The sequence below is a fragment of the Nocardia sp. NPDC046763 genome, assembly GCF_040645495.1.
Taxonomy (GTDB): Bacteria; Actinomycetota; Actinomycetes; order Mycobacteriales; family Mycobacteriaceae; genus Nocardia.
Window position 1 is genome coordinate 457,563 of sequence record NZ_JBEYYI010000002.1, and the last position, 21,473, is coordinate 479,035.

A 21,473-nucleotide genomic window follows, 5' to 3' on the forward strand; every position below is an offset into this window, starting at 1 on the left:
TCCCCAGCGGGTCATCCCCAGACGATAGTCGAATACTTGATCACCGCTGCGATGAGCGCGACCGAGGTGGCCGTCACCACCGTGATCGCCGCGCCGCGCACCGGGACCCGGCCCGCGGCGTCGGTGAGCCGCAGCGGCATCCAGCGCAGCACCACCGCCAGGCCGAGCACCGCCAGCGGCACGAAGTAGCGGCCCTGCACCCCGTCGATGATGAAGTAACCGACCGGTGTGAAGGACATGTACAGCGTCACGTAGATCATGGCCACGCTGGCCGCGACGGTCAGCAGCACCAGCCAGGTGCGCGCGCGGTCTGCGCCGCGCGCCGGGAAGCGCTCGGCCGCACCGATGCTCATGGTGAAGGCCAGCAGGCTCGCCAGGATGGTGAGCGCGGGCACCTCGACATAGGAGAAGCCGAGCGCGCCGAAGAACTGGGTGAACCAGAGCTGGTCGCGGCGGGCGATGCTGTCGCCGAATATCTGCAGGAAGTGCACCGGGTCGGTGAGGATGCCGTGCAGCTGGTCGCCCGGACGCACTGTGCCCCACTGCTTCTCGGGCCGCATCAGGCTCATGCCGTCCCCGGTCGGGGCGGCGATCTTCATCCACACCGCGAACGAGATCGCGCCGACGCCCGCGGCCACCCACGGCAGCGCCCGCTGCCACACGGCGATTCGCTCGGTGCCGCCGAAGCCGAAGCGGCGCACCGGGATGAGCACGGTGAGCATGGCGATCAGGACATAGGTCGGCTTGCACACCGGCAGTAGCACGGTGGTGGCCAGCGCGGCCACCGTCTCCGGCCGAGTGAGCCGCTCGCCGAGGAACAGGCCCTTCACCACCAGCGCCGACACCAGCAGGGCCAGCGCATTGGTGACGGTGTCCGCGGTGACGGTCCCGGCCTGGAACAGCGCGATGGGCAGCACCGCGACGGTGAAGGCCAGCCACTGCACCCGGTGCCCGCGTAGCACGCGCAGCGCGAAACCGACGATCACCAGGTAGGCGATCAGCCCGGCCCAGCGAGTGGCCAGCACCATGCCGCCGACACTGAGGTCGAAGGTCTCGGCGATGCGGATGCCCGCGGCGGGCGGCAGGTACGGAACGGGGGAATAGGCAGCGGTATTGGTGAACCACACCTGCTTGGTCTGATCGGAGACCGCGGCCCCGCCGAGCTGGTCGTAGGCGTGCGGATCCGCGACCATGGGCTCCGGCTCATCCGGATTGCCCTGATAGTCGTTGAAGGCGTAGTGCATCAGCGCGTCGATGCTGACCGGCACGTCGCCGCCCCACGCCGGGCCGCGATCGTCGTGGATCTTCTCGGGCAGGAAGCCGCCGTGCGCGACCTGGTAGGCCCGGCCGAACTGGGTGATCTCGTCGTGGCCCCAGAACGGGGGCGTCAGCACCGACCACACCGCGCCGAAGATGCCGGCGATCAGCACGAAAACCACGGTGGCCGAACCGAACCGCCGCTCGACGTCGATCACCGCGCGCCGCAGCCCCGCCGTCTTCGGCGCGGGAGCGGCCGGTTCCGGCGCCGTGATGGTCGTGCTGTCGTTCACTTCGGTAACCACGGTGTCCGATTCTGCTTTGCCGTCGGGATTCTGCCCGGCAAGCCGCACCGTCATCGCAGCGAACCGCCCGGCCGGGCATCGGGGCCGGTCTCGCCGACCGCCGAATAACGCAGGTACATCAGGCGGGCGGCCTCGTGCCGGGAGCGACGGATGCCGTCCAGGATCAGGCCGGCGGTCCAGGCCAGGCTGCCGAGCAGCAGCAGCGTGAAGCCGAGGAACAGCGTCGGGAACCGCGGGACCTGGTGAATCTCATAGAACTCGATCACGATCGGCGTGATGAGGATGACCGAGACGATCCAGGCCAGCGTGCCGAACAGGCCGTAGAAGGCGACCGGTCGCTCGTGCCGGGCCAGGCCGATGATCAGGCGCAGGATCTTGAAGCCGTCGCTGTAGGTGCGCAGCTTGGATTCGCTGCCGGCGGGCCGATCACGAAACCCGACCGGAACCGCCGTCTGGGGGACCCGCAGGTGCTGCGAGTGCACGGTCAGCTCGGTCTCGATCTCGAACTCCCGCGACACCGCCGGGAAGGACTTCACGAATCGGCGGGAGAAGACACGGTAGCCGCTGAGCATGTCCTCGACGTTCTCACCGAAGACCTTGCCCACCACGCCATTGAGGATCTTGTTGCCGGTCTCGTGCCCGGCCCGGTACGCCGAGCCGGCCTCGACCTCGCGGCGCACGCCCAGCACGTGGTCGTACGGACCCGCCAGCAGGGTGCGGATCATCTCGGGGGCCGCGGCGGCGTCGTAGGTGTCGTCGCCGTCGACCATCAAGTAGACATCGGCCTCGATGTCGGCGAAGGCGCGCCGCACCACATTGCCCTTGCCCTTGCGGTTCTCGGTCCGCACGATCGCCCCGGCCGTGCGCGCCTTCTCGGCGGTCGCGTCCGTGCTCAGGTTGTCGTAGACGTAGACGACTATGCCCGGGACGGCGGCCTTGAGGTCGGTGACGACCTTTGCGACGGCGGCCTCTTCGTTGTGGCACGGCACAATGGCGGCAATACGAAGCTCGGTGGAGTCCACCCGGTCAATCCTCTGATCGGAGGCGAATATGAACACCGGGAGGGTACCCGACCTTCACAGGTATAGGGGTGCGGCGGGTTACGGTACCGTCGGCCGGTGCCTGCGAACGAGTCCACGGCGGTGGATGAACCCACCCCGAATGCCTCTCTGACCGGCAAGGTCCGTGCCCTGCTGCAGCGGGGCGGGGCATTTCTGGTGGTCGGCGCGATCGGCTTCGTGGTCGATGCGGGCACCTACAACCTGCTGGTCTTCCTCGGCGGCGAGGGCCCTCTGTTCCACGCCCCGCTGGTCGCCAAGATCATCTCCATCGGGGTGGCCACGGTGGTCACCTATTTCGGCAACAAGTGGTGGACCTACTCCGATCACCGGGGCGATACCGGGGCGCGGCACATCCTCGTCTACGCGCTGCTGAATGTGCTGGCCATCGGCCTGCAGCTGGGGTGTCTCGGATTTTCACGCTACGTTCTCGGGCAGGACAGTCCGTTGGCGGACAACGTTTCCGGGACTCTCATCGGCCAGGCGGTGGCCATGGGCTTCCGATTCTGGGCCTACGGCAAATTCGTCTTCACCAATCCATCCTCCAGAACGAACAACGCTTGATCACCCGCCGGAGCGAAGCGGAGGCCAATAGGCACTGATATTCTCGCCCCGCCGAGCAAGACAGTGACAGTGGCCGTGCGACCACGTCGGATGAGCCGGTGTCTTAAGTATTCAAAGGATGTCGAGGGATTCATGGATGCGTCGGCTGGGCAGGCCGTGACCGAAACCGAGGACCGCGAGAACGTCGAGGAGGCTCCCGCCACGCTGAGCGCGGAACTCACCACGCCGGAGCGGCTGGTGCTGGCCCGCGGCATCTTCTGCGGACCCGCGCCGAAGATCAGCGACGACCTGTACGCGGTCGCCAAGGGCAAGGTCACCCGTGAGCGGCAGACGCTACGCCTGGAAAAGGGTGCGTCGGTCAACACCAATACCTACTTCGGGCGCTTCGCCGCCGCCTACTGGCAGCGCTGGACCAAGGTGACCGAGGTCGAGGTGGGGATGACCCTCGAGGCGACCGGCAAGGTGCGGATCCGGCTGGCCGCGTCCGATATCGCCGGACACCGGCGGGTGGTCGACACCGCCGTGGTCAAGGAGACCGGCCGGGTGGTGCTGCGCGCACCGCTGGACATGTACATCGACGGCGGCGCGCTGTGGCTGGAGATCGAGGCCCTCGGCGGCGAGGCCGTGATCACCGATCTGGAGTGGAGCGCGGCCGCGCCCGAACAGTTGCGCCCGGTGGCCATCGCCATCTGCACCTTCAACCGCGCCCAGGACTGCGCCGATACCGTTGCGGCCCTGGCCTCCGACACCACCGTGCTGTCGCTCATCGACGCCGTCTACGTGGTCGACCAGGGCACCGACCTGGTGCAGGACCAGACGCTGTTCACCGAGACTCGGCCGAAGTTCGGCGACAGGCTGCGCTACATCCGGCAGCCGAATCTCGGTGGCGCGGGCGGATTTACGCGCGGCCTCTACGAGGTGTCGGGCGCCAACGAGCACGCCGACGTCATCCTCATGGACGACGACATCCTGTGCGAGCCGGAAACGGTGCTGCGGCTCAACGCCTTCGCCAATCTGACCGTGGAACCCACCCTGGTGGGCGCGCAGATGCTGTTCCTGTTCAACCCCGACTACCTGAATGTCGGTGCGGAGGAGACGAATCTGGGCAAGCTGCGCCACGGCCAGAAGGTGGCCAAGGCGCTGCGCAACACTTCCATGCTCAAGAAGCACCAGGAACGCCGCGTGGACGCCGGCTACCAGGCCTGGTGGACCTGCCTCATCCCGGCCGAGGTGGTCAAGAAGATCGGGCTGCCGGTGCCGATCTTCTTCCAGTGGGACGACGTGGAATACGGCCTGCGCGCGCGGGAGAACGGTTTCGTCACCGTCACCCTGCCCAACGCCGCGGTGTGGCACGCCGACTTCTACTGGAAGGACTTCGACGACTGGGCGCGCTACTTCTCCTCGCGCAACTCGCTCATCGTCTCCTCGCTGCACCACGACCTGGACGGGAAATCCATTACCCGCCAGCTACTCCGGGAGATCGGCGAGTACCTGGTCGGCATGCAGTACGGCCTGGCGCACACCACCCTGCAGGGCATCGAGGACTACCTGCGGGGTCCGGAGATCCTGCGCGACGGCGGTATCGAGGCGCTGGCCAAGGCCCGTGGCTCACGCTCGGACTACCCGGAGACCGTCAAGCATCCGGCCGCCACCTCCACGGTCCCGAACGCGCACCTGCATGTTCGCCGCGCCGGCGGCGAGCCGAGCCACCCGCTGCTGGTGCTCTACAAGCGCGCCCTCAACCAGTGGACCGGCCGCGTCATCCCCGGCCCGGTCGCGGTCACCCGCGAGGACGCCCACTGGTGGCACGTCGGCCTGTTCAACCACGTGGTCGTCACCGACGCCTCCCAGTCCGGCGTCCGGGTCCGCGTGCGCGACAAGGAAACCGCCCGCCGCCTGCTGCTCCGCACCGTCCGCGTGCTCCGTCAGCTCCGCAAGGACCTCCCCGACCTGCAGCGCCGCTGGCGAGCCGCGATGCCGGAACTCACCAGTCGCGAAAACTGGGAACGCCTCTACGGAATCGACTAGCGGCCAAGATATTCGAGCGATCGTGGCCCGGGACCCCGTGTCCCGGGCCGTGTTTCGTCTCAGCGGCGTGCGGGCTGCTCCGGACCGCCATCCTCGGTGGCCGTCCAGCCGATCACCACCCGATGCTGGACGAGCTGCCCCGCGAAGGCCGGATTCACCGGATCCACCAGCAGCGACACCACATCCACCGCCGCCGCCTCGGGTGCCTGCGCCTGCGACATATCGGTGAACCACGGCCGCGAGGCCTCGGTATCCACCAAACCCGGACATGCCGCGCCGATGAAGACATCGCGCCCCGCCTCGCGGGCGAAGATCCGGACCGCGGCGACCTGCCCGATCTTGGACGGGTAGTTGACGGACCCCGGCCAGCCCGCCGTGTGGTCCTTGTCGTTCTCGACCAGCTCGGCGTAATCGAGCATGACTCGGTCGAGGTCGTCGAGGGTCATGACGTCGGTGTCGAACAGGTGGTGCAGGCTCGGATCCAGATAGCGCAGGCTGCCGAAAGCGCTCGCCACGACCAGGAATCGGCTGCCGGACCGCAGCAGCGGCCCGAACTCGCGGATCATGCGGGTGGCACCGAGGTTATTGGTGTTCACGAACTCGCGAATCGTCTCGGCGTCACTGCGTTCCGCGGTGCGCCGCGCTGCCGCGTTGGAAACCACGATATCGATTCCGCTGTGCCGTTCCCGGATCAGCCGGGCCGCGACCGCCACGCTTTCGTCATTGCCGACATCCAGAACCAGTGGCGCCGCACCGGGAATCCCGGCCGCCGCCTCCGCGACCCGCTCGGCGTCGCGTCCGGTGACATAGACGGTGGAACCTGCCTCGAGCCGCTCGGCCAGCCGGGCCGCGACGGCCCGCCCCAGCCCTTGGTTCGCACCTGTTACGAGGGCAATGGTCATGTGTCTGGTCAACCATGCGGGACGGAACGTATTCCCTTGTGCGCCAACCAGCCTCGGCTGAGCGAGCTCAGTCGAGGTAGCCGAGCGGGGTCAGAGGAACAGGTCCGTGGTGAGCGGACCGTCGCCGGGCACCACGCGGTACTTGTCGAGATCGGTGATGCCGTGTGCGGCAAGGACTTCGTCGTCGATGAAGAAGTTGCCGGTGGTGTCCTTGGCGGGCGAGGTGAGCACCAGGTAGGCGGCGTCGGCGTAGATGTCCGGCGTGCGTGAGGTGGCGACCATCTCCTCGCCGCCGAGCAGGTTCTTCACCGCCGCGGTGGCGATGGTGGTGCGCGGCCACAGCGAGTTCACGCCGATCCCGTACTTGCGCAGTTCCTCGCTCAAACCCAGTGTGGTGAGCGACATTCCGTACTTGGCGATGGTGTAGCCCAGTGCCGTGCCCGCCCACTTCGGATCCAGGTTCAGCGGCGGCGACAGGGTGAGGATGTGCGGATTGCGACCGGCCTCGGCGGATTCCCGCAGCGCCGGGATGCTGAGCTTGGACAGCAGGAAACTGCCGCGGCAGTTGATGTCCTGCATGAGGTCGTACTTCTTCATCGGCAGGGACTCGGTGGGGGACAGATCGATGGCCGAGGCATTGTTCACCACCATGTCGATGCCGCCGAAGCGCTCGATGGTCTGCCGGACCGCGTCCGCCACCGCCTCGTCGTCGCGTACATCGCCCAGGTACTTCAGCACGGTGCCGCCCGCCTGCTCCAGTTCGGCAGCCGCGGTATGAATGGTGCCGGGCAATTTCGGGTGTGGCGCATCGGTTTTCGCGATGATGGTGATGTTCGCGCCGTCGGCCGCCGCCCGCTTGGCGATCTCCAGCCCGATGCCGCGACTCCCGCCCGACATGATCATGGTCCGGCCCGCCAGCTGCTTCGATGCTTCGGTCATGGATCCGCTCCTGTCCGCTGTTGTGTCGCCCCGTGTCCGATCATCCGCGCCCGGGTGACCCGGCGGGGCGGAACTCTCGCATCTCGGACAGTAAGCCAGAAATCGGCGCTATGCAACAAGGTGCATATAACCAGCTGCGATTCCAGGCAGCGCCCAGGGTGGTCATCCCGCCACCCCGGGCGCCGCGCCGGTCAGTGCTGCTTGCCGCCGCGCTCCTTGTACATGCGCCGCTGGCTCTTGTTGATGTCCTTCCACACCTTCTTGCGCTCGGCCTGGAGGCGGGCGTCGGTGCGGGAGGCCAGCCAGTCGTTCTCGCGGCCGAGCTTGCGGTAGCTGTCGAGGCGACGCCGGGGCAGGGCTCCGGCATCGATGGCCGCCAGCACCGCGCAACCCGGTTCGGTCTCGTGCCCGCAGTCGGCGAAACGGCAGTCCGCGGACAGGGATTCGATATCGCTGAAGGTCCGCCCGAGCCCCTCGGCGGCATCCCAGAGCCCGACCGACCGCAGCCCCGGGGTGTCGATGAGGGTGCCGCCGCCGGGCAGTGGGCGTAGTTCACGGTGCACGGTGGTGTGCCGCCCCCGCTTGTCGCCCGCCCGCACCGCGTTGGTGGCGAAGACCTTCGCGCCCAGCAGCGCATTGGCGAGCGTGGACTTGCCCGCACCCGACGGTCCGATCAGCGCGACCGTGCCGAACAGCAGCGGCATCAGGGCGTCCATCCCGGCCCCGGAGGCGGCGCTGACCGCCAGCACCGTCACACCGGGCGCGGCAGAGCGCACGGCGTCGATCGGAATATCGTGCGCCAGATCGGCTTTGGTGAGCACCACGGTCGGCTGGGCGCCGGATTCCCAGGCCAGCGCGAGCAGCCGCTCGATGCGCCCGAGATCGACATCCCCGTCGCCGGCGGTGCACACCAGCACGGTGTCCACGTTCGCGGCCAGCACCTGATTGGCCGATTTGGCGCGGGCATCGGGCTGCCCGGACACGGCGGCCCGGACAATGGCGGTGCGGCGTGGCAGCAGGGCGCGTACGGTGCGCCCGGCGTCGATGGCCACCCAGTCGCCGGTGCACAGCCCGCTGACCTCGGAGTCCGAGCGGGGGAGCCGGGCCCGCACCACTGCGGCCGTCAGGCGGCTCTGGTAGTCGGCGGTGGGGAGCGGTGCCGCGATATCGCATTCACTGCGATCCATGCGGATCACGCGGGCCGGAATCAGATCGTCACCCAGCAGCGGCAGGTAGTCGGCGGCGAGGGTGGCGTTCCAGCCATAGGAAACGAGCAGGTCGAAATCGACCGAAGACATGTGTGGAGTCCTTTGACGGGCCGAGCCCGAATCACGGACTCAGCGAGAGGAATTCGAGGTGGATGCGCGTGGGGCGGACACTCGCCCGGGCACGGCAATCCGCACTGCCGTCGTCACGTAACTCCACCTCCCATCTCTCCTCATGCCGTCACCGTGGTGACCGCGCCGAACAAGAACGGGGACAACCTTGTCAGGCTGTCCCCATCGGTGCAACGTATTTTCCCGGTCAGGATTTCGGCTTGTCGAACTGCTCGCGGCGGCCCATCCGCTGCAGGCGCAGCCACTCCATGAGCCCGGCCGGATCCTTCTGCTGCACCAGGAAGAACCATCCGAAACGGGCGACCTCCTGCGGCAACAGTTTTCGCATGCCCGGCTGCGCCATCAGGTAGCCGCGGTTGCGGTAGGTGAAATGCCGCTTGATCGGATCGTCCGGGTACTGGGTGTGCATGCGGCCGCCCAGAATCGGCTTGAACTCGGCCGATCCGTTCGGGTGCAGGTACGCGGTCTGCAGGCAGGTGCCGAACGGCAGCCCCGAACGCACCAGCCGCCGGTGCACCTCCACCTCGTCGCCACGCACGAACAGCCGCAGATCCGGCACACCGATCTTGTCCACGGCCTCGGCCGAGATCAGCGCCCCGTTGAACAGCGAGGCGATCCCGGGCAGGAAGTCCTCGTCACCCAGCTCCGACCGCAGCCGCCGCCACACCACGCCCCGGCGCAGCGGGAAGGCCAGCCGATCCGGGTCGTCGATATCGGCCACCACCGGCGACACCTCGACCAGCCCATGCCGCTTGGCACAATCGAACAGCGTGGCGAGCACGTCCGGCCCGTCGGGGCGACCGTCGTCATCGGCCAGCCACACCCAGTCCGCGCCCATGGTGAGCGCGTGCAGCATGCCGAGCGCGAACCCGCCCGCGCCGCCCAGATTGTGTTCCGAACCGACGTAGGTGGTTTCCATGGGCTGCTGCTTCACCAGCTCGCCGACCTCGGCCTCATTGCCGTTGTCCACCACGATCAGGTGGTCGATCGGCCGGGTCTGGCTGCCCAGCACCTTCAGCGACTCGGCCAGCTGCTCCTGGCGTTTGTGCGTGACCACGATGGCGACGATGCGCGCATCATCGCCATAGACGGGGGCGGACTGTTCACTCATGCGGGATTCCGTTCCGGTTCACGTTCACGTTCCAGATCCCGCAGCACCTGCGCCACGTGATCACCCGCCTCCGGGCCCTCGTAGGCTCGCACGACATCCTCGATGTCGCCCTGCATGCGAATCTGCCCGTGATCGATCCACATCGCGGAATCGCACAGCTGCGCCAGGAATTCATTGGAGTGGCTGGCGAAGACGAGAATGCCCGAGCGCGAGACCAATTCCTGCAGCCGGACCCGGGCCTTCTTCATGAACTCCGCGTCGACCGCGCCGATGCCCTCGTCGAGCAGCAGGATCTCCGGGTCGATCGAGGTGACCACGCCCATGGCCAGGCGGACGCGCATACCTGTCGAGTAGGTGCGCAACGGCATCGCCAGATAGTCGCCCAGTTCGGTGAATTCGGCGATCTCGTCGATCTTGGCGAGCATCTGCCTGCGGCTCTGCCCGAGGAAGAGCCCGCGAATGATGATGTTGTCGTAGCCGGAGATCTCCGGGTCCATGCCCACGCCGAGATCGAAGACCGGAGCCACCCGCCCGCGGATGCGCGCGCTGCCGCGGGTCGGTTCGTAGATGCCCGAAAGCAGCCGCAGCAGTGTGGATTTGCCCGCGCCATTGTGGCCGACCAGGCCCACGCGATCGCCTTCCTGCAGCGACAGCGTGATATCCCGCAGCGCCTCGACGACCACCACATCGGATTGATTGCGCCCGATGGCGCCGCCGGCCGAACCGAGCACCGCCTTCTTCAGCGATCGGGATTTGGCGTCGAAGATCGGGAATTCCACCCACGCGTTCTGGGTCTCGATACTCACATGGTCGGTCATTGAGCCTTCACACCCAGTAGGGGACTCGGGAACGGAACTTCTTCATCGCCAGTATCGCGACTATCCAGCCGACGATGGTGATCGACAGCACCACCACCCAGCTGCGCAGGTGGATCGGGTCGCCCAGCAGGGGCGCGCGCACGATCTCGAGATAGTGGAAGGTGGGGACGAGCTCGGCCAGCTTGGCGCGATCGCTCGCGGTGCCCGACAGCGCCGAGGTCTTCCACATGACCGGAGTGAGGACGAACAGCATGAGCGTGGTGCTGCCCAGGATCGGCGCCAGATCGCGGTAACGGGTGCTGAAGATGCCGAAAACGATCGTCACCCAGATGGCATTGAGGAACAGCAGCAGCAGACCCGGAATCGCGAGCAGGGCCGACCAGTGCAGGTGCCGCCAGATGCTGAAGGCGGCCACCATCACCACGTAGATGATCAGGTTGTGCGCGAAGAACAGGAACTGCCGCCACACCAGGCGGTACACGTGCACGCTCAGTGCCGACGGCAGCTGCTTGATGAGGCCCTCATTGGCGATGAAGACATCCGAGCCCTCGAGAATGCTGGCATTGATCACATTCCAGACGATCAGGCCGACAGTCACATAGGGCAGATAGGAACTCAGCGACTGCCCGAAGAGGGTGGCGTAGAGGACACCCATCGCGGCCGCCTGCAAACCGGTGGCGATGGTGATCCAGAACGGACCCAGCACCGAGCGCCGGTATCGCTGCTTGATGTCCTGCCAGCCGAGCGCCAGCCACAGCTCACGCTGGGAGAATCCGTCGCGGAAATCCTTGAATGCGCGACCGAAGGACTGGGAGTCCGACACGAGCGGCACCGGTTCATTGTCCGGGCGCACGTCGGTCATCGCCGAGTCGGGGGGAGCAGCAGCAGGCACAGCACCCGACCTTAGCCGAATTATTTTGCCCTCCGCTTCGCTACGGGCGGGTTCGCGGTGTTGGAGGTCTCGTTCTTCCCTCCTCCGCTCCCCCGCTCCAAGGCGGAGGTCTGTTCCAGCCGCAGACCAGAACGAGACGTGCCGCGAACTCACGGCGTACGCCTCCGAACAGTTGATTCAGAGGTACTGGCCGCCGCCGGGATTCTGCTGGCCGCGCGAGTCGCCGTGGCTCATGCCCGGGGGCAGCGCCTGGCGCATCTGCTCGAGCTGGGCGCGCGCGGCCATCTGCTGAGCGAACAGCGCGGTCTGGATGCCGTGGAACAGACCCTCCAGCCAGCCCACCAGCTGGGCTTGGGCGATGCGCAGTTCCGCGTCGGAGGGGACGGTGTCGTCGGTGAAGGGCAGCGCCAGCCGCTCGAGCTCCTCGCGGAGTTCCGGGGCCAGGCCGGTTTCCAGCTCACGGATGGAGGTGCGGTGGATTTCGCGCAGCCGGGTGCGGGAGGCGTCGTCCAGCGGTGCGTGCCGGACCTCCTCGAGCAGCTGCTTGATCATGGTGCCGATGCGCATGACCTTCGCTGGCTGCTCCACCATGTCGGCGAGCGACTCCTCTTTGTCGTGCGCGTCGCCCGACTCGCCCGAAAGATCCTCACCGACAACCTGTCCGGTGATCTCCACCGGGTCCCCGCCGATCTGCGCCGCCGCCGGGATGAACAGCGGCTTTCCCTCGGGACCGATCACGACGATGGATTCCGGAACCCCATCCGATTGCGTCATGCCCCCCATCCTGCCGAACTTCCCCCGAACCCGCTAAGCGCCGCCCCAAGTTCGTAACACGCCGAAGATGCGACACGAAGGGACAAGTCGAGGTGGTTCGCGGCCAAGCGCGGGGAGGCGGAGCGCTCGATTCTGGACCGCGGCTGGAACAGACCTCCGCCTTGGAGCGGAGAGCGGAGCGGAGGAGCGGAGGAGGCAAGAATCGATACCTCGGGGCCGCGAACCCGCCCCGGAGCGAAGCGGAGGGGCAAAACAAATACAGCCCCGTCCAGTTTGTACGGTAGGCGCAGGTCGTCCTGGTCCTCGATGGTTGCTTCCCTCCCTACCGTTACCTTGTTGTGCCCTCTCCCTTTAGAGTGGCCACCATGACTTACGACGTCGCAAGGGTGCGGGGCCTCATACCGTCCCTGGGCGACGGCTGGATCCACCTCGACCCGCAAGCGGGCATGCTGGTCCCGGATTCGGTATCCCGGGCCGTCTCAACAGGTTTCCGGACCTCCGCCTTCTCGCACAGCAATCGGCACGGCGCGGCCAAGCGCAGCGCCGCGATCCTGGAGGCCGCGCGCGAGGCCGTTGCCGATCTCGTCGGCGGCGATCCGGCGGGCGTGGTGCTCGGACCCGATCGCGCGGTGCTACTGGCCTGGCTGGCCGAATCGCTGAGCTCCCGGCTGGGTCTGGGCACCGGGATCGTGCTGTCGCGCCTGGATGACGAGGCGAATGTCGCACCGTGGCTGCGGATAGCGAATCGCTATGGCGCGCACGTGCGCTGGGCGGAAGTGGAGATCGAGACCTGCGAGATGCCGGCCTGGCAGTTCGAGGAGCTGATCGGACCCACCGCCCGGCTGGTAGCGCTGACCGCCGCTTCACCCATCGTCGGCTCTGCGCCCGCGGTGCGGGTGGCCGCGGACCGCGTGCACGAGGTCGGCGGGCTGCTGGTCGCCGACTGTTTCGGCGCCGCGCCCTACGCGCTCCTCGACATCGACGAACTCAATGCCGACGTGATCGCGCTGAGCGCGCCCGCCTGGGGTGGTCCGCAGATCGGCGCGCTGGTCTTCCGCGATCCCGCGTTCCTGGACCGCATCCCGTCCATGTCGCTGAACCCATATGCCAAGGGCGCGGAACGGCTCGAGGTGGGCGGCCACCAGTACGCCCTGCTGGCCGGCCTAACCACCTCCATCGACTACCTGGCCTCGCTGGACGAGCGCGCCGAGGGCACTCGGCGCGAGCGCCTGGAACTGTCGATCACGTCCCTGCAGGACTATCACGACCATCTCTTCGAGCACCTGATGTCCGTGCTCGACACCATCCCGAACCTGACCGTCATCGGCCGCGCCTCCACCCGCATCCCGACGGTGAGCTTCACCATCTCGGGCACGCAGGCCGAGAAGGTCTCGGCCAAGCTGGCCGACGCCCGCATCGGCACGCTGAGCGGCTCCCACGGCGGCAGCCGCCTGCTCGACGCGCTGGGCGTCAATGATGAAGGCGGCGCCGTGACCGTCGGACTCGCGCCCTACACAACGAAATTCGAGATCGACCAGCTGGGCCGCGCGCTGGCGGCGCTGGATACCTAGAGCTCGCGGATCTGCAGGATCACCTTGCCGACCGTCTCGGCGGAATCCAGCAGGCGGTGGGCCTGGGCGGCGTCGGTGACCGGCACCTCCGCCGACACCACCGGCACGACGGTCCCGTCGGAGATGAGCGGCCACAGGTGGCGGCGCAGCTCGGTGATGATCTCCGACTTCGATCCCCGCCCGGTTTCGGGGCGGCGCCGCAGATTGGTGGCGTGAATCGATCCCCGCTTGCCCAGCAACGCGGCCAGATTCAATTCCGCGGTGACCCCGCCCTGCATGCCGATCACCACCAGGTGCCCGTCCTCGGCGAGCGCCTGGACATTCCGCTCCAGATACGCCGCGCCCATATTGTCGAGAATGATGTCCGCGCCCGGATATTCACTGTGCAGCGTGGTCACGAAATCGTGCTCGCGGTAATTGATCAGCACCGTCGCACCCAATTCGGCGCACCGGTCCAGCTTGTACTGGGAACCCGCCGTGACCGCGACCCGCGCGCCCAGCGCCCGCGCCACCTGGATGGCGTGGGTGCCGATTCCGCTGCCGCCCCCGTGAATCAGCAGCAACTGCCCGCTGTGCAGGCCCGCGGTCATCACCAGGTTGGACCACACCGTGGCCGCAACCTCGGGCAGCGCCGCCGCCGCGGCCACATCCAGTCCCTCCGGCACGGGCAGCAGCTGGGTCGCGGGCGCGACCACCCGCTCGGCGTAGCCGCCGCCGGACAGCAGTGCGCACACCGGATCCCCGGCCCGCCAATCCCGCACGCCCGGACCGACTTCCGCGACCACCCCGGACACTTCGAGGCCCAGAATCTCGCTGGCTCCCGGTGGCGGCGGATACAAACCCTGCCGCTGCAGCAGGTCCGCGCGGTTCACCCCCGCGGCCACCACATCGATCGCAACCTCGCCCGGTCCGGGCGCGGGCAGGTCGTCCACCTGCGCCCATTTCATGACCTCGGGCCCACCGAATCCGTCGAGCGTCACCGCATACATGAAAACGAGCGTACGGCCGGAGTTCACCGATTACTGTCAGGCCGTCCTCGGCGTGGGCCCAGCATCCTCTCAGCATCGGCCGTCACCGTGGAGCGGAGGGATTCGAAAGGAGATTCCATGATCACCACCCTGGCCGTCCTCGGCGGCATGGTCATCCTGGCGGCTATGGCGATGTCCGGATTCATGGCGACCGATGCGCCGCGTGCTCTGGTCCGTGTCCGTAAGCGCTGAACCGGGCCGCTGCGTAAACCCCGATAACGCCGCACGTCCGGGCCGGAAAGGTTACGCCCGCAGAAAGTAACTTCGACCCCCTCCGCACAGGGGTGGAAGGTACTAGCGTTCCGGGGCATGAGCAGTTTCGTCGATTTCCAGAACGAGATCTATCTCTCCGGCCTCGCGGGCATCGTCCCGGCGCTACCCATGACGGCGGCGGGCCTGGAGGAGAAAGCTCGGGAGGTACTGGATCCGGCGGCTTTCGCTTATGTGGCGGGTAGCGCGTCCACCGAACGCACCGCGCACGCCAATCTCGCCGCCTTCGAGCGGTACCGGCTGCTGCCGCGCATACTGCGCGGCGCCAGCGGGCCCGGGGCGCGCGACCTGTCGGTGGATGTGCTCGGAACCCGTTTGGCCGCACCGATTCTCACCGCGCCGATCGGCGTGCTGGGGTTGCTGCAGGAGCGCGGCGAGACCCTGGTCGCCGAGGTCACCCGGGAACTGGGCATCGGCATGTGCCTGTCCACCGCCGCCTCCTCCACCATCGAGGAGGTCGGCGCGCGGGCCGGCGACTGGTGGTATCAGCTGTACTGGCCCAATGACATGGAGCTGGCCCGCTCCTTCGTCGAGCGCGCCGAGAAGTCGGGTGCCAAGGCCATCGTCGTCACCGCCGACACCCCCAGCCTGGGCTGGCGGCCGCGCGACCTGCAGCTCGGTCACCTGCCGTTCCTGCACGGCAAGGGCATTGCCAACTATCTGTCCGATCCGGTCTTCCGCGCCAAGCTCAGCGCCCCGCCGGAGGAGAGCGAGGAGGCGATGCGGGCCGCGGTGCTCACCTGGATCGGGCTGTTCGGCAACCACGGTCTGCGCCCGGCCGACATCGCCCGGCTGCGGGACTGGACCGAACTGCCCATCGCGGTGAAGGGCGTGCTGCACCCCGACGACGCCCGCCAGGTGGTGGACGCGGGCGCGGACGCGGTGGTGGTGAGCAATCACGGCGGCCGCCAGGTGGACGGGGCGGTCGGCGCGCTGGACGCGCTGCCGACCATCGTGGCCACCGTCGGCGATCGCGCGGATGTGCTGTTCGACTCCGGCATCCGCACCGGCTCCGACGTCATGATCGCGCTCTCGCTGGGCGCCAAGGCCGTCCTCTACGGCCGCCCCTGGGTGTACGGCCTGGGCCTGGCCGGCGCCGACGGCGTGCGGCACGCGCTGCGCTGCCTGCTCGCGGATTTCGATGCGGCCATGGGACTTTCGGGCTGTACCAGCCTGCACGACCTGAGCCGGACCATGATCTCCACCTATCGCGTTTAGGCCGTCCCGGCGGAAGGAATCCTGCTGTGGGAACGCGTTCGTCCGGGCCGCGAGCTGAGGAGGAGCGATCAAACGCCGTCACAACAACGAGCCGGTGGCCGGTGGCCGGGCCGGGGCCGAACCGCGGTGGCTCACCCCGGAGCAGCAGCGCGCCTGGCGGGCCTACATGGACGGCAGCCAGCGGCTCATGGCCGACCTCAACCGGCAGCTACAACGCGACTGCGACCTGTCCTTCGCCGACTACCGCATCCTGGTGAAGCTGTCCGAGGCGCCGGGGCGCTCGCTGCGCATGAGTGATCTCGCCGACGGCGTGCTCTCCTCCCGTAGCCGGCTCACCCACCAGATCCGCCGCATGGAGGCCCAGCAGATGGTCCGCCGCATCGCCTGTGAGGACGACGGCCGCGGCGTGCTGGCCCAGCTCACCGCGGAGGGCATGCGGCGCCTGCGCGCCGCCGCACCCGGTCATGTCGCCGCGGTGCGCCGCTTCTTCGTGGATCTGCTCACCCCCCAGCAGCTGGCCGCCGTGGCCGCCGCCCTGGACCTGGTGAACCTGGCCGCCGACCACCGCGCCGGCGCCCCCGCGACAGCCGATCTCGACTGACGGGTCCACCCGAACCGGAAGTGGGAGGCAGACCGCACACGCCATCGGTTAGGATCGATCGCCTGGAAGCGTGGCAGAGCGGCCGAATGCACTCGCCTTGAAAGCGAGCGTCGTGAAAGCGACCGGGGGTTCAAATCCCTCCGCTTCCGCTGAGAACGTGCAGGTCAGACCCTGTTTTTTCGAGGGTCTGACCTCGCGGTCGACACTTGCGGTCAACAGGGCGGACATCGAGGGATGCCGACGGACCCAACCGAAACCGCGACACATGGGGTTGCGTCATGTCGACAATCCGCGTCCGCAAACGCGCCGACAAGTCCACCCACACGCAAATCTGCTTCCGCCACAACGGGGTACAGACGTCCGAGTCCGTCGAGGACCAACGCGACCGGCCTTCGCTGGAAAAGCTCCTCGACGAAGTCGGCCCCGATGAAGCGCGCCGATTTCTCGCGGCACAGGTCCGGGCCGCCGCCGATCAGACGGTACTGCTTGGTGATTGGCTTCCACCCGTATCGGATCGCTCACCCGTGCAGAGGACGGGACGATCGACCGCTATCACGCAATGACCCGCAACGATTTTGGCGAGGAACTGCTCCAGCTACCCCTGATCGCGCTGACCGAGACCCACATGACGAATTGGGTCAAAGCTCAGAAGAGTGCGGGTTCCAGCGGTAAAACCATTGCGAACAAACACGGATTTCTCGCGGGGGCGATGAAAGCCGCACTCGGCACGACAAGCCGGGGCTTGTCGGCATTGCGATCGATCTGTGTGTCCGGTGCCGGGCCAGCAGGGCCTCGCGCTGTTGCTGATGCTTCCAACCGTGGCCCTTCTGTGTCGTCGTGCGGCGGACGGCCATGGATGGTCCTCCTCGAATGGCCGAGGCGCGGACCGACAGCGCCGCCCGCCTGCCTGTCAATCGATGCTCTGCACTCGCAGGCGGATCGGTTCGTCGTCGATTGTGGTTTCGACGATGTCGCCGAGCAGCTGCCCCAAGAGGGCCTGGCTCGCGGGCAGGCTTTCCGAGTACCGGTCCGAGATTGCATCAGCTTCGCTGTCGGGCACGATCGTGTAGCGGAACTGCATGGCAATCGTGCCGTCATGATGGCGGGCGGTGGTGCCGTCCTCATTGACCTTGGTCAGGATGAGGCGCGATCCGACTAGCACGATCTTGGTCTTGGGGAGGAGGTTCACTCTCCACCTTTCCGTAGGCGGGCAAGGCCGGGGTTAGCTTGCCCGCCTTGGTATCTCGCAGTTTGCGGATGCCGTTTCAGGGTGGCGTGAACCGTCTGCCGTTGGCGGTGACGGTCAGTGGTGCGTAATGGTCGGCCCGGCCGTGGCACCGATCACGCCCGGAGCGAGATCCTTCTGCAGCTCGTCGTGATCAACGTGCACACGGCCGAGGGTGAATCCGCGGCCGGCGCCGCAGCCAGCACCGGTGTAGCAGTGGAAGCGGATCCATCCGCCGCCGGTCGACTTGCTCGCTGCCGCCCGCTGCAGCGCAAGCGCTCGCCGCCGCGTAGCTTCCCTCGGGCATCGCCGACCAGACGGGCGAGCGCGTCGCGATTCGCGGCGACGATGAGCACGCGGCGGCCGGCGCGCATGTCCACGTGGGCCGCGTCCGGAGTGGCGGATATCAGCGGTGAGCGCCGTAGGTGAGCGTGGCCAGGATGGCCGCCCACCAGTCGTCGCCTGGCCAGGCCTTGTGCGTGCCCTGCGCCGATCGGGCGGTTCCCGGCAAATGCGGACTGGTGGTCTCTGCTGAACGCCGAGCGGCGGTTTCTGGTAAATGTGGCTGGGTGGCCAGCCGTCGCATCGCGAGTCGCTTGTTCGGTGCCTTCGCGAGCGCTGCCCTCCTCGCCGGTGCGGCGACCATCGAAGCCCCACTCGCCTTGACCGATCCACCCGTGGAGACCGGCTCCAATGAGGAGTCCGCGCCGGGCCTCGATCCGGTCCACCCCGCCCAGGCGCGCATCGAACGGGTCGAGACCGTGGCCGGGAACCTGCTCGCCGTCTTCGTCGCCTCCCCGGCCATGGGCCGCACCGTCGAGGTCCAGGTACTGCTACCCGCGCACCGTGACAGCCCCCGTCCGACCGTCTACATGCTCGACGGCCGCAGCGCCGCACCCGATGTCAACAACTGGACCGGCCGCGGCGGCGCGCTGCCCTTCTTCGCCGACAAGAACGTGAATGTGGTCTTCACCCTCGGCGGCCCCGCCAGCTACTACACCGACTGGCGGCGCAGCGATCCCAAGCTCGGCACCAATCGGTGGGAGACCTTCCTGACCCGCGAGCTGCCGCCGCTCATCGACGCCCGCTTCGGCGGGGACGGCATGAACGGCCTGGAGGGCGTCTCCATGGGCGCGGAGGCGGCCATGATGCTGGCCACCCGCAATCCGGGCCTGTATCGCGCGGTGGCGGCGCACAGCGGCTGCTACGCAATGAGTTCCGACTTCGGGCAGGCGCAGGCCCGGGCCGTGGTCGGGACGTTCGGCGGGGATCCGGACAATATGTTCGGCCCGTCCGACGATCCCCAGTGGGCCGACCACGACGTGCTGGCCCGGGCGGAAGCCTTGCGCGGCAAGGCGATCTACCTGTCGTCCGGCAGCGGGCTGCCCGGGGAACACGACACTCCGGGCAATCCGGACCTGCGCAACGCCGTGCTGTTCGGCGGGCCGATCGAGGCGGGCGCCGACATGTGCACCCGCCAATTGGCCGACCGGCTGGCGCAATTGGCGATCCCGGCCACGGTCCACCGCCGGCCCACCGGAACCCACTCCTGGCCCTACTGGGCCGACGAACTGCCCCGCTCCTGGCCGACCATGGCCGCGGGACTGGGCATCGGGTAGCGGAACGTTCAGCCGACGAAACGGGCGACGATCTCCGGATCCGTGGCGAAGCGCAGGAAGGCGTCGTTCTCGTGCGGGTCGCCCGCGGTGACGCGTACGCCGTCGGTGCCGTAGGGCCGGATGATGACGCCCGCCTCGGTGCTCGCCGCACCGTACTCGGCGCTGCGCTCGCCCAGTGGCAGCCAGACGAAGTTGGAGTGGCTCACCGGCACCCGGTAGCCCGCCGCGAGCAGCGCCTCCCGCATGCGATCGCGTTCGGCCACAACGGTATCGGTGCGCTCCAGCAGTTCGTGCCGCGCCTCCAGCGAGGCGATGGCCGCCGCCTGCGCCACCCGGCTCACGCTGAACGGGATATGCACCTTCATGAGCGCGGTGATCACCTCGGGCGCGCCGACCGCGTACCCGACCCGCAGGCCGGCCAGTCCGTACGCCTTCGAAAACGTCCGCAGCACCAGCACATTCGGCCGGGTGCGGCCCAGCTCGACGCCGTCGGGGAAGTCCTCGGCGGGCATGCGCAGGTATTCGAAGTACGCCTCGTCCAGTACCACCAGCACGTCGGAGGGCACCCGGTCGAGGAACTCGACGATCTCCGCCCTGCCGCGGGCGGTGCCGGTCGGGTTGTTCGGGTTGCAGACGAAGACCACCCGGGTGTTCGGGGTGATGGCCGCCGCCAAAGCGTCCAGATCATGGGTGAATTCGCCGTCCAGCGGCACCTGCACCGCCCGGGCGCCCGCAACCTGGGTGACGATCGGGTACGCCTCGAACGAGCGCCAGGCGAACAGCACCTCATCCTCGGGTTTGCGGCAGGTGATCTGTACCAGCTCCTGGCACAGCGCCACGCTGCCGCAGCCGGCCGCCACGTTCTCGAGCTCCACACCCAGGAAATCCGCGAGGGCGCCACGCAATTCGATGGCGTGGTTGTCCGGGTACCGGTTCGACAGCTCGACCGCCTCGGCAATGGCCTTGGTCACCGACGGCAGCGGCGGGAAGGTGGTCTCGTTGCTGGCCAGCTTCACCGCGCCGGGGTGCGTCTTGCCGGCGACGTACGCCGGGATGGCATCGAGGTCCGGGCGAATGTGCGCGCTCACCCCTCCACCCTATGTCCCGGCCGTCCGCGGTCGCTCCGGGGTGTCGCCTGGTCTGCCCGATCGGGAGTTGCGTGGGACCGAATGGGACTCGGCCGGAATATCTCCGGGATATCGGACCCTGAGAAAGATTTATCCCGTTTTTACCTAGCACAACTACAGTGGCCGTATGTCGGGCATCTATCGAGATCTCGCCCCTGTGCACGACACGACCACGGTTCCGCTCACTGTGCTAGAACCCGAGGGGCATGCGCGCGGCGGCATCGTGGTGCTGCACGAATCACGTGAATTCACCGAGCCATTGCTGGAACTCATGCGCGCGCTCGCCGACGACGGGTGGACCGTCCTGGCCCCCGACCTCTTCCACCGCCCCGCCAACGGCAGCACCCACCCGATCTTCGGCGAGGACCTGTTCGCCGACTTCGACGCCTGCTTCGAGTGGCTCACCGGCCACGGCGTCTACCGCGACTGCATCGGCGTGCTCGGCTTCGACTCGGCCGGCACCGCCGCCGCCCTGGTCGCCACCAATCGCCGTATCGGCGCGGCCGTGAGCGTCGCGGCCCCCGGCATCGAAACCCCGCTCACCCCGCAGGCCGTCGCTCTGCTCGCCGCCGCCCCCGCCTTCCAGGCGCCCTGGCTCGGTCTCTTCGGCGAGGACGACCCGCTGACCCCGCCCGATCAGGTCGACCGCCTGCGCGAGGCCGCCGCCCACGCCGACGTTGCCACCCTCGTGGTCACCTACCCCGGTCTTCACCACCGCCCCGACCACCCCGGCTTCGACCCCGCCGCCCTCGACGACGTCTCGGTCCTCGACGCCCAGACCAGAATCTACGAATGGTTCGACTCGCACCTACGCTGACCAGCCGATTTG

The 21,473-nt window shown here is 67.9% G+C and carries 20 protein-coding genes and 1 tRNA gene; 9 read left to right on the top strand and 12 right to left on the bottom strand.

What is annotated here, in order from left to right:
• Window positions 1-11: 11 nt before the first annotated feature.
• Entirely contained in the window at window positions 12-1,562 is a 1,551-nt protein-coding gene (locus ABZ909_RS04890; RefSeq protein ID WP_356996267.1) for a DUF2142 domain-containing protein, read from the bottom strand.
• A gap of 50 nt (window positions 1,563-1,612) precedes the next feature.
• Complete coding sequence (locus ABZ909_RS04895; protein WP_356996268.1) at window positions 1,613-2,584, bottom strand: glycosyltransferase; 972 nt, start codon at window positions 2,582-2,584, stop codon at window positions 1,613-1,615.
• A 96-nt stretch (window positions 2,585-2,680) separates the two neighbouring features.
• Here ABZ909_RS04895 and ABZ909_RS04900 point away from each other — a divergent pair, with 96 nt between their 5' ends.
• Complete coding sequence (locus tag ABZ909_RS04900; RefSeq protein ID WP_356996269.1) at window positions 2,681-3,184, top strand: GtrA family protein; 504 nt, start codon at window positions 2,681-2,683, stop codon at window positions 3,182-3,184.
• Window positions 3,185-3,316: 132 nt separating this feature from the next.
• On the top strand, window positions 3,317-5,212 hold the full coding sequence (locus ABZ909_RS04905; RefSeq protein ID WP_356996270.1) for a glycosyltransferase: 1,896 nt from the start codon (window positions 3,317-3,319) through the stop codon (window positions 5,210-5,212).
• 59 nt (window positions 5,213-5,271) lie between these two features.
• Here ABZ909_RS04905 and ABZ909_RS04910 read toward each other — a convergent pair whose 3' ends face one another.
• From ABZ909_RS04910 to ABZ909_RS04940, 7 genes are all read right to left on the bottom strand, one after another.
• Window positions 5,272-6,114: an SDR family NAD(P)-dependent oxidoreductase gene (locus tag ABZ909_RS04910; protein ID WP_356996271.1), complete on the bottom strand. Its 843-nt coding sequence runs from the start codon at window positions 6,112-6,114 to the stop codon at window positions 5,272-5,274.
• A gap of 90 nt (window positions 6,115-6,204) precedes the next feature.
• Window positions 6,205-7,053 carry an NAD(P)-dependent oxidoreductase gene (locus ABZ909_RS04915; protein WP_356996272.1) on the bottom strand — a complete coding sequence of 283 codons (849 nt, stop codon included), beginning with the start codon at window positions 7,051-7,053 and terminating at the stop codon, window positions 6,205-6,207.
• Between the two features lie 191 nt (window positions 7,054-7,244).
• Window positions 7,245-8,351, bottom strand: coding sequence for a ribosome small subunit-dependent GTPase A (rsgA, locus tag ABZ909_RS04920; RefSeq protein ID WP_356996273.1), 1,107 nt, complete (start codon window positions 8,349-8,351; stop codon window positions 7,245-7,247).
• 226 nt (window positions 8,352-8,577) lie between these two features.
• A complete protein-coding gene (locus ABZ909_RS04925) occupies window positions 8,578-9,501 on the bottom strand; it encodes a glycosyltransferase family 2 protein (RefSeq protein ID WP_356996274.1) in 924 nt (307 codons plus the stop codon).
• A complete protein-coding gene (locus ABZ909_RS04930; RefSeq protein ID WP_356996275.1) occupies window positions 9,498-10,319 on the bottom strand; it encodes an ABC transporter ATP-binding protein in 822 nt (273 codons plus the stop codon). Before ABZ909_RS04930 ends, ABZ909_RS04925 begins: the two co-directional genes overlap by 4 nt.
• Before the next feature lie 7 nt (window positions 10,320-10,326).
• The gene (locus ABZ909_RS04935; protein WP_356996276.1) at window positions 10,327-11,181 is read right to left on the bottom strand and encodes an ABC transporter permease; all 855 of its coding nucleotides are present in this window, start codon (window positions 11,179-11,181) and stop codon (window positions 10,327-10,329) included.
• Between the two features lie 207 nt (window positions 11,182-11,388).
• Entirely contained in the window at window positions 11,389-11,985 is a 597-nt protein-coding gene (locus ABZ909_RS04940) for a bacterial proteasome activator family protein (protein ID WP_356996277.1), read from the bottom strand.
• Between the two features lie 365 nt (window positions 11,986-12,350).
• Between ABZ909_RS04940 and ABZ909_RS04945 the strand changes: the two genes are divergently transcribed.
• On the top strand, window positions 12,351-13,556 hold the full coding sequence (locus ABZ909_RS04945; RefSeq protein ID WP_356996278.1) for a cysteine desulfurase-like protein: 1,206 nt from the start codon (window positions 12,351-12,353) through the stop codon (window positions 13,554-13,556).
• Here ABZ909_RS04945 and ABZ909_RS04950 read toward each other — a convergent pair.
• Window positions 13,553-14,545 (bottom strand): NAD(P)H-quinone oxidoreductase, encoded by a 993-nt coding sequence (locus tag ABZ909_RS04950; RefSeq protein ID WP_356996279.1) that lies wholly within the window; start codon window positions 14,543-14,545, stop codon window positions 13,553-13,555. The genes ABZ909_RS04945 and ABZ909_RS04950 overlap by 4 nt on opposite strands.
• Window positions 14,546-14,893: 348 nt before the next feature.
• Here ABZ909_RS04950 and ABZ909_RS04955 point away from each other — a divergent pair, with 348 nt between their 5' ends.
• From ABZ909_RS04955 to ABZ909_RS04970, 4 genes are all read left to right on the top strand, one after another.
• Entirely contained in the window at window positions 14,894-16,072 is a 1,179-nt protein-coding gene (locus ABZ909_RS04955; protein WP_356996280.1) for a lactate 2-monooxygenase, read from the top strand.
• Window positions 16,073-16,238: 166 nt separating this feature from the next.
• Window positions 16,239-16,673, top strand: a complete 435-nt coding sequence (locus ABZ909_RS04960; RefSeq protein WP_356996330.1) for a MarR family transcriptional regulator — start codon at window positions 16,239-16,241, stop codon at window positions 16,671-16,673.
• 64 nt (window positions 16,674-16,737) lie between these two features.
• A tRNA-Ser gene (locus tag ABZ909_RS04965) sits at window positions 16,738-16,822 on the top strand.
• 129 nt (window positions 16,823-16,951) lie between these two features.
• Entirely contained in the window at window positions 16,952-17,236 is a 285-nt protein-coding gene (locus ABZ909_RS04970; RefSeq protein ID WP_356996281.1) for a hypothetical protein, read from the top strand.
• Window positions 17,237-17,583: 347 nt separating this feature from the next.
• Here the strand turns inward: ABZ909_RS04970 and ABZ909_RS04975 are convergent, their stop codons facing one another.
• Window positions 17,584-17,862 carry a GreA/GreB family elongation factor gene (locus ABZ909_RS04975; protein ID WP_356996282.1) on the bottom strand — a complete coding sequence of 93 codons (279 nt, stop codon included), beginning with the start codon at window positions 17,860-17,862 and terminating at the stop codon, window positions 17,584-17,586.
• A 605-nt stretch (window positions 17,863-18,467) separates the two neighbouring features.
• Here ABZ909_RS04975 and ABZ909_RS04980 point away from each other — a divergent pair.
• Window positions 18,468-19,517 (top strand): alpha/beta hydrolase family protein, encoded by a 1,050-nt coding sequence (locus ABZ909_RS04980; RefSeq protein WP_356996283.1) that lies wholly within the window; start codon window positions 18,468-18,470, stop codon window positions 19,515-19,517.
• Window positions 19,518-19,525: 8 nt separating this feature from the next.
• Here the strand turns inward: ABZ909_RS04980 and hisC are convergent, their stop codons facing one another.
• Window positions 19,526-20,605 carry a histidinol-phosphate transaminase gene (gene hisC, locus ABZ909_RS04985; RefSeq protein WP_356996284.1) on the bottom strand — a complete coding sequence of 360 codons (1,080 nt, stop codon included), beginning with the start codon at window positions 20,603-20,605 and terminating at the stop codon, window positions 19,526-19,528.
• Between the two features lie 166 nt (window positions 20,606-20,771).
• On the opposite strand from hisC, the gene ABZ909_RS04990 reads away from it, so the two are divergent.
• Window positions 20,772-21,461 (top strand): dienelactone hydrolase family protein, encoded by a 690-nt coding sequence (locus tag ABZ909_RS04990; protein WP_356996285.1) that lies wholly within the window; start codon window positions 20,772-20,774, stop codon window positions 21,459-21,461.
• The last annotated feature ends 12 nt before the right edge of the window (window positions 21,462-21,473 follow it).